16 protein-coding genes are annotated in these 12,425 nt (G+C 41.8%); 9 read left to right on the top strand and 7 right to left on the bottom strand.

Going from position 1 to position 12,425, the window contains the following annotated elements:
* Positions 1-121 precede the first annotated feature (121 nt).
* Together ACK1I8_RS10695 and ACK1I8_RS10690 are read right to left on the bottom strand one after the other, a co-directional pair.
* Complete coding sequence (locus tag ACK1I8_RS10695) at positions 122-625, bottom strand: RNA polymerase sigma factor (RefSeq protein WP_412469310.1); 504 nt, start codon at positions 623-625, stop codon at positions 122-124.
* A 408-nt stretch (positions 626-1,033) separates the two neighbouring features.
* Positions 1,034-1,690 (bottom strand): response regulator, encoded by a 657-nt coding sequence (locus tag ACK1I8_RS10690; protein ID WP_412469309.1) that lies wholly within the window; start codon positions 1,688-1,690, stop codon positions 1,034-1,036.
* A 242-nt stretch (positions 1,691-1,932) separates the two neighbouring features.
* On the opposite strand from ACK1I8_RS10690, the gene ACK1I8_RS10685 reads away from it, so the two are divergent.
* Positions 1,933-2,211 carry a hypothetical protein gene (locus tag ACK1I8_RS10685; RefSeq protein ID WP_412469308.1) on the top strand — a complete coding sequence of 93 codons (279 nt, stop codon included), beginning with the start codon at positions 1,933-1,935 and terminating at the stop codon, positions 2,209-2,211.
* Between the two features lie 342 nt (positions 2,212-2,553).
* On the top strand, positions 2,554-3,027 hold the full coding sequence (locus tag ACK1I8_RS10680) for a BLUF domain-containing protein (RefSeq protein WP_412469307.1): 474 nt from the start codon (positions 2,554-2,556) through the stop codon (positions 3,025-3,027).
* 64 nt (positions 3,028-3,091) lie between these two features.
* Here the strand turns inward: ACK1I8_RS10680 and ACK1I8_RS10675 are convergent, their stop codons facing one another.
* On the bottom strand, positions 3,092-3,469 hold the full coding sequence (locus tag ACK1I8_RS10675; protein WP_412469306.1) for a response regulator transcription factor: 378 nt from the start codon (positions 3,467-3,469) through the stop codon (positions 3,092-3,094).
* A gap of 414 nt (positions 3,470-3,883) precedes the next feature.
* Here ACK1I8_RS10675 and ACK1I8_RS10670 point away from each other — a divergent pair, with 414 nt between their 5' ends.
* From ACK1I8_RS10670 to ACK1I8_RS10660, 3 genes are all read left to right on the top strand, one after another.
* On the top strand, positions 3,884-4,069 hold the full coding sequence (locus ACK1I8_RS10670; RefSeq protein WP_412469305.1) for a hypothetical protein: 186 nt from the start codon (positions 3,884-3,886) through the stop codon (positions 4,067-4,069).
* Positions 4,070-4,460: 391 nt separating this feature from the next.
* On the top strand, positions 4,461-4,673 hold the full coding sequence (locus tag ACK1I8_RS10665) for a hypothetical protein (RefSeq protein WP_412469304.1): 213 nt from the start codon (positions 4,461-4,463) through the stop codon (positions 4,671-4,673).
* A gap of 109 nt (positions 4,674-4,782) precedes the next feature.
* A complete protein-coding gene (locus tag ACK1I8_RS10660; RefSeq protein WP_412469303.1) occupies positions 4,783-5,286 on the top strand; it encodes a hypothetical protein in 504 nt (167 codons plus the stop codon).
* 131 nt (positions 5,287-5,417) lie between these two features.
* Here ACK1I8_RS10660 and ACK1I8_RS10655 read toward each other — a convergent pair whose 3' ends face one another.
* The 3 genes from ACK1I8_RS10655 to ACK1I8_RS10645 all read right to left on the bottom strand — a co-directional run bounded on the left by ACK1I8_RS10655 (position 5,418) and on the right by ACK1I8_RS10645 (position 7,346).
* Complete coding sequence (locus ACK1I8_RS10655; RefSeq protein ID WP_412469302.1) at positions 5,418-5,903, bottom strand: hypothetical protein; 486 nt, start codon at positions 5,901-5,903, stop codon at positions 5,418-5,420.
* A 3-nt stretch (positions 5,904-5,906) separates the two neighbouring features.
* Entirely contained in the window at positions 5,907-7,058 is a 1,152-nt protein-coding gene (locus tag ACK1I8_RS10650; protein ID WP_412469301.1) for a zinc-dependent alcohol dehydrogenase, read from the bottom strand.
* Positions 7,059-7,130: 72 nt separating this feature from the next.
* Complete coding sequence (locus tag ACK1I8_RS10645) at positions 7,131-7,346, bottom strand: hypothetical protein (RefSeq protein WP_412469300.1); 216 nt, start codon at positions 7,344-7,346, stop codon at positions 7,131-7,133.
* A gap of 338 nt (positions 7,347-7,684) precedes the next feature.
* Between ACK1I8_RS10645 and ACK1I8_RS10640 the strand changes: the two genes are divergently transcribed.
* Positions 7,685-8,266, top strand: a complete 582-nt coding sequence (locus tag ACK1I8_RS10640) for a hypothetical protein (RefSeq protein WP_412469299.1) — start codon at positions 7,685-7,687, stop codon at positions 8,264-8,266.
* Between the two features lie 25 nt (positions 8,267-8,291).
* On the opposite strand, the gene ACK1I8_RS10635 is transcribed toward ACK1I8_RS10640, so the two are convergent.
* A complete protein-coding gene (locus ACK1I8_RS10635; protein ID WP_412469298.1) occupies positions 8,292-8,525 on the bottom strand; it encodes a hypothetical protein in 234 nt (77 codons plus the stop codon).
* 163 nt (positions 8,526-8,688) lie between these two features.
* On the opposite strand from ACK1I8_RS10635, the gene ACK1I8_RS10630 reads away from it, so the two are divergent.
* The 3 genes from ACK1I8_RS10630 to glgX all read left to right on the top strand — a co-directional run bounded on the left by ACK1I8_RS10630 (position 8,689) and on the right by glgX (position 12,319).
* Positions 8,689-9,444 carry an SDR family oxidoreductase gene (locus tag ACK1I8_RS10630; RefSeq protein WP_412469297.1) on the top strand — a complete coding sequence of 252 codons (756 nt, stop codon included), beginning with the start codon at positions 8,689-8,691 and terminating at the stop codon, positions 9,442-9,444.
* Positions 9,445-9,555: 111 nt separating this feature from the next.
* A complete protein-coding gene (locus tag ACK1I8_RS10625) occupies positions 9,556-9,705 on the top strand; it encodes a hypothetical protein (protein ID WP_412469296.1) in 150 nt (49 codons plus the stop codon).
* A gap of 499 nt (positions 9,706-10,204) precedes the next feature.
* Positions 10,205-12,319 (top strand): glycogen debranching protein GlgX, encoded by a 2,115-nt coding sequence (gene glgX, locus ACK1I8_RS10620; protein WP_412469295.1) that lies wholly within the window; start codon positions 10,205-10,207, stop codon positions 12,317-12,319.
* The last annotated feature ends 106 nt before the right edge of the window (positions 12,320-12,425 follow it).

Below are 12,425 nucleotides of genomic sequence, written 5' to 3'. Positions count from 1 at the left end.
CGTCCTGATATTGAAAAGACAATGCCCAATAATAACTGCTAAAGCAACATTGCCTAATTGCCAATAGCATATGCATTAATGATTTTTTCAGATTTATTTCATCATGAATGATCGAAGTACCTTAGCGGTAAATACGCAGGTATTTTTTTAAACTTTGGCGTGCCTGATAAATATAGGTTTTCACTGTTCCCAAAGGGATATGGAGTTCAGTAGCAATCTCATCATAGCTGTAGCCTTCAAAATACCGTTGAAATGCCGTCCTGTAATCTGCCCTGAGCGTACTCATTGCCTTTTGTATGTCTTCCATTACCATTTTGGTTTCTGACAGGTTCTTAACAGGGCTGTTCATCAGTTGCTGATCGTAGAGGCAATCGTCACTTTCCCAAATAGCGGTACGTCTTTTCTGCTTGCAACAGCTGTTGTAAAAGGTGTTTTTCATGATGACGTACAACCAGCCTCTGATGTTGGTTCCTTCAGAAAAGCTACTACAAGCTCCTACTGCTTTGATCAGGGTATCTTGAACCAAATCTTTGGCATCATCTTCATCAGCGGTGAGTTTAAGGGCTTGTGCCAGTAATGACTGTTTATGATATTCTGCTGCCACACAAAAATTTTCTTGTTCCATGATCTACTTTTTAGTAATCTATTTGAAAGATTGTTCAGCCAGTGAACGTTTATTACCTAAAAAGAACCACCTTATTTTTTTTTGGTTTTGCACATTAGCCGGCTGTTTTAATATTGGGTATTAACAACAGTAATAGTGAGCATTATACGTAGGGCTAAACCGTACAAATGACGTGGAAATACAGAGAGTCCTCCGGCAGCGGCAAACCTGTACCGATTCTTTATTGATAGCCGGGGCAAGACCGGAATTCATGGCCTATCAGTTTCGTCACTTATATTAATTTTATACCATAAATTATTCCCCAGGAGAAAATTCAGGATTTATCATAGCCCGGCAACCGGCTGATTTGGCTTTTAAATTTACACTAATTACAGTGCTCAGATTCCTAATAAACTGTGATGCGTTCGATTAATTTAAATAACCATTTACCACGGCAAAACGGATCAGTGATGCGGTATTTTTAGACCCTGTTTTATCAATCAGCATCTGGCGGTGCCCCTCGATTGTGCGCTTACTCAAGAATAATTTATCTGCCATCTCCTGGTTGGTATAACCTTCGGCAACCAGATGCAGGACTTCAATTTCCCTCATCGAAAGATCTACCTGTATTTCATCCTGTTCTGATTGGGCAGAGGTTTCACGGATAAAACGGTTGAGCAATGTTCCCGTCAATTCCACGCAAAGATATTTCGCTCCACCGGCTACGGTTTTAAGTGCAAAGAGCATCTCACTTTCATTTACGTTTTTTAGAATATAGCCGTAGCTTCCTTCCATAAATGCCTGCATTACATATTTTTCATGGTCCAGCATCGAAAGGATCACTACTTTAATATCAGGATGTGACAATTTAATGGCTTTTATCAGGCTGATGCCGTCCATCTCTGGCATATTGATGTCGGCAAGTACAATGTCGGGAATCAATCCAGATTCAATGTATTCCAATACCTGCTTACCATCACCGGCTTCGGCAACCACTTCAATATCAGCCTGCGATTCAAGTAACATTTTAATCCCGTTCCTTACCAGATTATGGTCCTCTGCTAGGATTATTTTTAATTTGTTCATATTAATTCCGGTTGATGTGACTCAAAACTGATTGATGTGATAGCATACGAAATACGTATTCTTTCGTCATTATATTTTGCACATCTATAGAACTGCCCTTTCAGCTTAAAAGTTTTGACTAATGACGGGAGGGTAAGCGTGTTGGTTTTTGATCTCATATCAACTATAGGGAAACGATTTTTACCATCAAACAAAAACATCATAGACTATCTGCCTGTTGTATCATAAATAATTATATCATTATGGAAGAAGATCATAAAAATAAAAATCTTGCTGATCCGAAAGCAGATCATACCGCAGAGCAATCGAATATGCCCAGTAACCAGGTTCCCCGTCACCGTAGCAATGATAGCAGTGAAATAGAGAAAGTGAAAGATGGCGCGGGTATGCTTGGCCGCGAAATGGGCGAGGGAGATTACGGTGCTGAAGAGGCAAGGGCCGATCCGGAAAAAGGTAACCCTGGCGAAGCCGGAAATATGCCAAATTCCACCTCTAATACTAACGCTGAAGAGAATGATTGATTTAGTGATGGCAAAATTTAAAATTTTTTAACAGGGTTAAGCATACATTGGTGCTTAACCTTTTTCCCGAGAGTAAAGATTGAACTGCCGGGGGAGGCATCCACTGGCACTTTCATGGATCTTGCCACTAATTTCACCTTATGCCGAAGATAGGATAGCAGATCGACTCAAAGTCAGGTTGGGAATCTAAAATATGGAATTTGTAACATCAGAAGATTGCTCATAAGAGAAATTAGGTGCATGGCACAACTATGCCAACAAAATTGATTTTCTCACAACTCTGGTTTGTAAAACAGAAGGCTTTATCATTATTTTATTAACTTGTAAGCTTACTCTGTCTCTATGCCTACACGAATCTATTATTTAGTATATACAAGTATAGCGTCGCGCCTCATGAGTGATGAGGATCTTTTATTACTCTTAGAACAATCGCGGCGTAACAATACCGCACTTGGATTGACGGGGATGTTGCTCTATATGGAAGGAAGGTTTATTACAAAAACCGAAGGGCGGTTTATCCAGTTTTTGGAAGGGGACAAAGAGAAGGTAGTAAGCATTTATAATAGCATATGTTCAGATGAGCGAAACAAAAGTATATTAATGCTTGGGTCTGGTTTTTGGCATAAAAGAAGTTTTCCGGCCTGGTCTATGGGCTTTAGTCCGATAAATGCCGATCAGCATCATCACATTGCTAATTTTTTTCATCTTGATAATGATACATCGCTGACGCGCCATTTGTCGGATGCGAATGATACTGCCGATTTTTTGCGCTCTTTTTACCTGATAAATGCTGACGTTAAAGGCAGGGAGTTATAAGTTTTATGAATAGCGGTTACTATAATCAGCTTTAATAAGCTGGTTGATAGTGGGTACTCCGTTCCTAATTTCTGATTTTTATCGCGCTGCGCAATACATTTTTCACTTTATTAACCAGAACTGTATACTCAAAGGGTTTGAACATGATCGCGTCTGCGTCGCAGGCGATTGCTCCTACCTGCGATTCCAGCATGGCCGTAATCAACATCACCGGAATGTGACGGGTACTTTGATCTGCTTTGAGTTCATTGCAAATGTCCCTTCCATCGTCTGCATCCAGGAGGATATCCATTAAAACAAGGTCTGGACAGAAGCTCATGATCGATGACTCAAATTGTACCGAATGGCAAATCCGCTCCACCTGAAAACCTTCACTTTCCAATACCATCTGCATTACTTCCGCATTGCTGGGATCATCATCTACTACAAGAATTTTAGTCATATGATTCAGATTTTACTTGACTCTAATTTACTAATATTTATGTAGAATTTAAAGTACAGAATTATTTCTAGTGTTTACCACTTAGCTTTAATGCTGTAAATTAGGTAATATGTATTGCCAAAAAATAAATAATAGCGCTTAAAACCCATATTTTATATGGAAAACATACATTACCCTCATCACCATCAAGATTATGTTACCTGATTTCTTAATATAATAAGCGTATAAACACGGGTTAAAAGGGTAAATACACTTTTTTTGTGGCTGTAGGCCTGATAACCGGTCTTTTTCCTGTAGCTGATCAGGTTAAACATGCTACCGGGATATAGTTACTCAGGCCATGGAAATGTAGGCTCCAATTCCAACCGTTGTAAAACTATATTCGTTTTTATCATGTTCTTCATTAAAAAAGTTATGATGAATACAAACGTAGATCCAAACGAGGATGAAAACCAGAAAAATGAACATCAATCAGACATCAGTCCTAATGATGAGGAAAAAGCAGATGATAACGATGTGCAACGTGGCCTGACCGGCGAAATTGATGATGAGGAAGATGTAAGCGGTGATCTTGCCGGTAACGCAGGTGGGAATACCTAAGTGCATCAATAGAGTTGGTCATTATTGTTATGATTACGCTCATCGAAAAGCTAAACCAATGCGTTGAAGCGAAACGGAATACAAATATTGTGTCCTGAAGTATATCCATTCAGAGATCGTCATTCCCAACTCGTGGCTATCGGATGGGAATCTTATGACATGTATTAGGATTCGCATTGCTGAGCACTTCGTGGTTCCCGCGGTCGCGGGAATGACGATCCTTCTCTATTAAAGTTTATCAACGGCAGCTCCTTAAAGCACCACGATACTTCTTTTAAGTCGGGGGGGATAAATACGTTACGCATGATGCAAACTACCCATTTTGAACAAAAGCGGAACTTTTGGCCTTTTAAACAGCTTAATATGAGGTAACCCTTTAATCCAATATAAAATGAAAAAGTACCTATTTATCGCTGTAATGGCTACAGCAGTTTTTATTTCATGTAATTCAGGCGCCAGATCGGAAGGTGCAGATTCGACCGGCAGCGATACCTCAATGAGTAATGGTGGCGCCCAGCAGGAAACAGTCGGGCAGGAGGATAGTACAATGAGAGATTCTACAATAACAGATAGCACCTCGTCCGGATCCGTAACTCCCCAATAATTAATGCACATGCTGAACGGCGCACGCAAGCGAATATAGATTTCGCCTGCGTGCGTCTTTTATTTAAGATCATTTTTTGAACGGTTAATTGGACTATCGAGTCAACGCTATGAAATTTTATTTTTATTTCCCTTCCATAATATTTTTGCTGACCATGTTTGCCAGTTGTGAAAAGCAAACCGGAGATTATAAATTGGAACAAGATGATTTTTTGTATCCGTTAGCTTCAATAATCGAATATCAACAAGTTCTGGATACGGAAATATCGAAGGTTCAGGATCAGCCAGAATTTGTGCCCTTTCTTGGAAAGCGGAGAGAAAGTATGGCAAAATATATTGCCGAACTACAAGCTATATGTTCCCTTCCTGAAGCTGATCTTACCGCAGAGGCGAAAACACAGTTGTTAAATTTACAGAAAAGCCAGGGACCTGGGTACGATAAGTTGCTTTTGCGGTTGGTGATGCAGGCAGATGAAGATTTAATTGGTCTGCATGTAAAAGCTTCGGGATCAACCGGATTAAAGGATGCGGTATTGCGAAATTGGACTGCAGAAAAACTGCCCATGCTGACAAAACGGCTTAACGCCAGTCAAACCTTGTGGCATATGAAATGACAATGCTTTAGCGATCTGGTTATGCTGATGTAACTTATAAATGCCAAATTAAACAGCGGTGCTTTGCAAGAAATTATAGGTTTGGCAAGCCAGATGTGCATAAAGTATCGCACACCTGACTGCCAAGTATCTTATCTTTTTTTTCGTGTAAGATAACTTAATAGCACGAGGCTCACTACACCGGTCACCAGGATCTTTTTGGTCAATGCTGCACGATTGTATTTCAGTTCCGACTTCCATCCGCGTTCGGCAGGTATGTTGGGTATAATACCGCTTCTAAAGTCATCTATAATTCCCTCCCAGGCATTTATACGGTCAGCGAGGATCAACGGAATCCAGTGCCGGTAGCGGTCTTCGCTATGTTTAAAGGCATAACGGCGTATAATACCACTTAAGCCCGATGGAGGCAATGCATTGCCAAATACGGCGCTTATTGCAGGGCGTTCAGTAGATTTAAGTATTTCTACATCAACAGGTTGTTTAAGAGGCTTTTCATAGTCCGAACGTTTGTGGTCATCACCGGTGTAATTTTTCATCGGATAGGTGGGTTCATTCCGCTCATCAATATCCATGCCCCAGCCGGGAATATTCTTATAATCAAAATTGTTGGTTTCCATGTTTTAAGATTTAGTTGATGGGATAAGTACCACCTTGATACATTCATCAAGCTTGGCTGAAAAAATGTGGTAGGCATCTGATATTTCTTCCAGTGGAACTTTATGGGTGATAAGCCCTTTAGGATTTAGCCTTCCGGCCTGTACATGTTCAATAAGTTTAGGTAGCAACCGTTTTACCGATGCCTGGTTGGCCCGAAGAGTAATGCCTTTGTTCAGCACGTTGCCAATAGGTACATAATTGAATGGCGGGCCATAAACACCCACTACCGAAACAATCCCTCCTTTTTTTACTGAATTGATTGCCCACTGCAGCGCAGTGGCGGCACCGGCCTGCATCAGTGTTATTTTACCGGTAAAAGTTTGGAGGGCATTTCCTTCTGCCTCACAGCCTACACAGTCTATGCAAACATCTGCACCGTACCAGTCAGTGATCTTTTTTAGAAACACCACCGGATCTTCCATTGATTTAAAGTTGTAGGCTTCACATTTTGCATAGTTTCTGGCAAATTCCAGTCGATAGTCGATGTGGTCAATAACGATTACCCGGGCTGCACCAAAAAACCAGGCGCATCTTGCTGCCATAATCCCAATCGGCCCCGCTCCAAAAACAACTACCGTATCTCCCTCTTTTATTCCGCCCATTTCTGCCGCCTGGTATCCTGTAGGTACAACATCGGTCAGCAGAACGGCATCGTCGGGATCCATATCCGGTGGGATTACGGTAGGGCCTACATTGGCATATGGAACACGCACATACTCCGCTTGCCCGCCGTTAAAGCCTCCGGCAGTGTGCGAGTATCCGAAAATGCCACCAACCGCGGTGGCCATGGAGTTAGATTCATGACAATTTCCATAAAGTCCCTGTTTACAGAAATTACATCTTCCGCAGGCAATATTAAATGGAACCAGTACCTGGTCTCCGATTTTGACATTCGTTACCAGTGGGCCGATTTCTTCTACAACACCAATAAATTCATGTCCAAAGGTTGAACCCACCCTGGTATCGGGTACCATGCCGTGGTAAAGGTGTAAATCTGATCCGCAGATGCAGGTTCGGGTTACCCTTACAATCGCATCTTCCGGATGCAGGATTTCCGGCATTGGGCGCTGTTCTGTTCTGACCCTGTAGGGGCCCCGGTAGTTCATTGCTAGCATATTTTCTGATTTTGTGTAAATGAAATTGTAAGTTTATCTAAGAATTTTTGTCATAGGTTTAAGCGAGAAAGTTTATTTTTTCACCTCACCTTTTTTCGGTTCACGACCTGCATCAGGCGATACGCCAATCTTCTTGTGTTCTACAGGTTGCCGGGCTGCGTTTTCTTTAAGCCCATCCAGCTGGTCCTGATTGCCGGCACCTGATATAATATTTTCAGCAGGCTTTCTTACAGGGGTTTTACCCGCATTTACGATTTCCGGACCGTTATCATTATGTTTTTTTTCCATGTTTTTATCATTGATGCTAAATAGATTATGATGCTTTTATGTGGGATTTCAGTATTTTATATATGGTCGCAATGTTGGCACTTTACTATACTTGCTTACTTTCCACCCATAATGTTTTGCTCCTTACTTTTTATAAAACCTAAGCGCTTTTGTAAAAGTTTAGGTGTTAATTACGTGTTTTGGATGTATAAATACCTGAATTAATACCATATCCGTATCTGTTAAATGCCTGGTTTGATTTAAGTAGATTGTCCGGGCTGGGCTAACTAATACGCCTTATTAGATCTGTAGAAACTTTCGTGCAGTGAACATGGCTTATCTTAGAAATACGAAACGGAATGAAAAATTTAAGAAAAGAGTCAGGTGTAAATTTAGGTGTATGGCTGCTATTGCTATGCCTAACGGCGTGCAATACTGCTGATAAAAAGTCCAGTCTCGAAAAAGATAGCGTGGGTGGAGATATGGCTGTGCCGAACAGAGTTGGCGGTTCTGAAACGTATGAAACCAAGCTCGATGAAGCGGCGGCCGATTACCTCAAGCATATCACACAATTGTTGCTCATGGAGTATCATCTGTTGGCAATGCAAAAAGGCAACAAACCGGAAACGCTACCGGCTCTGGAACGGTTAATGGAAATCAATCGCATCAGTTTCAAACAGATTGAAGACTATGCGGCGAAGAAGCGGGTGATACTTCCTTCAGTGCTGCTTGCGGAAGAACAAATCAGTATAGACTCTTTAAAGAATTTACCAGGAGCCAAGCGCTTAACCGGGCGTTTAAAATTGTTAAAGATTAACGGGGAAAACCTTTTGAAAACATTGAAGCTGGCTGCAGATAACCGGGAACAGGATTTCAAAATCCTGATGAATGAAGAATTTACTTTCCAACAGCAAAAAAAACGTTTGGTAAATTCGCTTTAGATAAAAACCTGTTTCAATCATTCTTTTAGTTTGCCAGGTTATTTATCACCGTTAGCCAGTTGTTTTGGCCACAGTTCGTACAATTTGTTGCCGTAACTTTTGATTTTGGATTTCCACAGTTGTCACAGATCATTTCAATATCTGGCTGCCGGGTTTCGGCATAAAATTCATCATCCCATGCCGGAATAAGTGATGTCCCGGTAAGGGTTTTGCCATTTTCAACTGGTTTTATGAATGGGCATAAGGTGTAGAAACACATGTTTGGCAAGTATAAGCTTATTCATAGGTGTTTCAGATGAAACAAGGGATGAAATCATTAGACGTATATCGCGCTGAGCAAACAGGTATTTTTCCTTCAACAATCTACATTCTGACAGGGTTATGAATAGAAACAGGAATGGTGATTTAAACAGATATAAGCTATGGAAGATTTCAATTCTTATTTCAGCAGTGCGTTTTTGGGCAAGAAAATAATAATAACCGGTGGAACTACCGGTATTGGCAGGGCAGCGGCTATTTTGTTGAGTTCGCTTGGTGCGCAGTGTTTAATATGCGGGCGCAATCAACAGCAAATAGATGAAACACTTGATGCTATTGCGGCCAAAAATGTGCGGGGTGGCACCGGTATAGCGGTTGATATCTCCTCCTCTGAAGGTATCAAAAGCCTGTTTTCGCAAGCGGATGATCAACTTGGTGGATTGGATATCCTGATCAATAATGCTGCATTAGGCTTTGGGAGCATAACTGATGGCGAATATGAGGATTGGCAGTATATTCTGAATACCAATCTGCTCGCGTATATGGCCTGCAGTAGGGAGGCCATTAACAGGTTCAGGCCTTTGGGTATGGGGCAGATTATCAACATTGGTTCAATGAGCGCAGAAGTAAGAGAGGATGGTAATGCAGTATATGTGGCGACCAAAACTGGCATTCAGGGATTTTCGGCAGCACTTAGGAAGGAAGTCAATCCACTAGGCATCAAAGTTTCGCTGATAGAACCTGGAGCAGTTGATACCGATATGCAAGCTGGAAGCAGTGAGGATAAAATTCAACAAATAAATAAACAGGAGATGCTACCAGCTGCAGATATAGCCTGGGCCATTGCGTTTTGTATCGCTCAACCGCCTGCATCAGATGTAGTTAGCCTGCAAATCCGTCCGCACTTGCAACTGATTTAACCGATTTCAAACCAATTGATCCAGATAGCAGATCTGTAGTATTGCTAAAAATGGCAGGCAATGCCACGGGGCAGATAATAAAATTAACAGCACAGGAGCAATAAAATGAAAATGGCACTGAAAAACGCAGCTGGTACTTTCGACGTTCAGGAAGTTGACCGTGTAAAAATACCAGCTGATGATTGGGTTTCGGCCCGTATACCAGTTGCAGGAATTTGTGGAACCAACCTCCGACACTGGAAAAGCATGATCCTGAGCTGACTGCAAGAGTTGTAGAGACTGGCCCCGCCGTTAAGCAGTGCTAATCCTGGAGATCGGGTGGTGGAAACTGTATTGGGAGATGGAACTTGCGATTGGTGCAGGGTATAGCAATACAATCTTTGTCGAAACCTTTACGAGGTGTGGATGGAAATCTGTCTCGATCTGTTAGCTAAAGGGAAAATCAATGCTAAAACATGATCACCCCTTTGTTTCCATCAGATAAAATTGACGAGGTTTTCCTAACTCAGAATAAATAAGATACCGGAGCAGTCCTTGCTACTTTAGCCATGACTTAAGCACCTTAAGTAATGCATTACTGCCATGTTTTATTTTATAACCAAAGTTGTGATATGGGCAGGTGATATTCACTACTGGCGAACTTGGTTAACCGTATATCCCCGGATAAAAATACCCGATTAACGGGTTTTAGCGCTTAAATACAAGTGAGGGGAAAACTGTTGCCACTTTTTGCTTGTTGCCACCCCAAAATAGGATTGTTATGCAAGAAAAATATGCTCCTGTTCCCGGACGTTCTTTTCCACTTGGTGCGGAATGGGATGGAAAGGGTACTAATTTTGCGCTATTCGCAGAAAACGCGCAAAAGGTAGAACTTTGTTTATATGCTAATGCGACGGAGGAAAATGCCCGTATCGAGCTTGTTGATCGTGATCATCATATTTTTCATTGTTATATAGAGGGAATACATCCCGGACAACTTTACGGCTACAGGGTATATGGCGCTTATGATCCGGCGAGCGGTAAGCGTTTTAATCCAAACAAATTGCTTTTAGATCCTTATGCCAAAGCCATATCCGGAGAAATGGTGTGGGATGATGCGGTATTTGGCTATCAGGTAGGTAAATCGGGCGATGATTTAAGTTTTTCCCGGTTAAACAGTGGTCCGTTTGTTCCTAAATCACTTGTTGTAGACTTAAAATACGATTGGGAAGGCGATACTTTACCGCGAATCCCCTATGGACAATCGGTGATTTACGAATTGCATGTGAAGGGATTTAGTAAGCTTAATCCTGAGGTGCCTGAGGGCCTGCGGGGAACCTATGCGGGATTGTCACATCCGGCAAGTGTGGCCTACCTTAAATCTCTTGGTATCACCGCCGTAGAGCTGATGCCTGTGCATCAGTTTATTTCAGACGGGCACCTGCAGGAAAAGGGTTTAACTAATTACTGGGGTTATAATTCGATAGGTTTTTTCGCGCCGGAAGGCAACTATTCATCCTCGGGTACCCATGGTGAACAGATTCGTGAATTCAGAAACATGGTTAAAAACCTGCACCGCAATGGGATTGAAGTTATCCTGGATGTGGTGTACAACCACACCGCAGAGGGAAACGAAAAAGGACCAACAATTTGTTTTAGGGGGATAGACAATGAAACTTATTACCGGTTGGAAAAACAGAAACGCTACTATACTGATTTTACCGGTACCGGGAATACCCTGGATACGAGGCTCCCTGCCGTATTGCGGTTAATTATGGATAGTTTGCGTTTCTGGGTAGTGGAAATGCATGTAGACGGCTTCCGTTTTGATCTGGCTTCGGCATTGGCCCGGGGGGTACACGAGGTAGATACATTGGGCGCTTTTTTAAATATAATTCATCAGGATCCGGTCATATCGCAGGTAAAGCTCATTGCCGAACCTTGGGATATTCATGAGGACGGTTATCTGGTTGGTCAATTTCCGGCGGGATGGGCAGAGTGGAACGGAAAATACAGAGATAGCGTACGTAGATTTTGGAAAGGGGATAAAGGGATGGCAGATTGTTTTGCGCAACGGTTTCTGGGTAGTCCTGACCTTTATATGCGGCGTAACAGGCGACCTTCGGCAAGCATCAATTTTATTACCGCTCATGATGGTTTTACACTTCACGATTTGGTAAGTTATCATGAAAAGCATAATGAAGCCAACGGGGAGGATAACCAGGACGGCGAATCTGATAACGACTCCTGGAACTGTGGAGAAGAGGGAGCAACCGATAGTTTAGCCATTAACCTGTTACGCAATAAACAGAAAAGGAATTTTATGGCTACACTGCTTTTATCTCAGGGTGTACCAATGATTGCTGCCGGTGACGAAATTTCGAAAACCCAAAAGGGTAACAACAATGCTTATTGCCAGGACAACGAAATTTCCTGGCTAAACTGGGCCGATGCTGATACAGAAATGCTGGCGTTTACAAAAAAACTGATCTTGCTCCGTCAGCGCCACCCCAGCCTTTCGAGAAGGGAATGGATTAAAGATAAGCAAATTGGTGCAGACGGATTGCCTCATATCGCCTGGCTTGCAGCTACAGGTAAATTGTTGAACGAACAAAAAAGGGAATTGGATGAAAATATCCTAAGGGTTTTTCTTCACGGAGAAGGTATTAGCGGAACAGACGAAAATGGCAGGGATATCATTGATAGCCATTTTTTACTGATTTTTAATGGAAGTCAATACGAAACCCGCTGTAAACTTCCGGGTGTTAAATTTTCCAAAAAATGGGAAGTTGCGATTTCTACTGCAATAAAAGAAGTTGGAAAAGAAAAATTTTTAGCAGGCGAGGCGATATGCGTAGAGGAAAGAAGTATTATCGTATTAAGGGCACTTTCTTAACCATTTTATCACAAATGACAGGCGTATTTCTACCTTGACTAATGAGAATTATACCCTTTTATCAAAAAACAAAATCACTTCACGCTTAGCTATGGTTTCTAAAACG

Origin of the sequence: Pedobacter sp. KLB.chiD (genome assembly GCF_047040275.1) — a bacterium.
Classification (GTDB): Bacteria; Bacteroidota; Bacteroidia; order Sphingobacteriales; family Sphingobacteriaceae; genus Pedobacter.
Note: the sequence above shows the minus strand (reverse complement) of the source record. Positions and strands in the feature narration are given on the sequence as shown.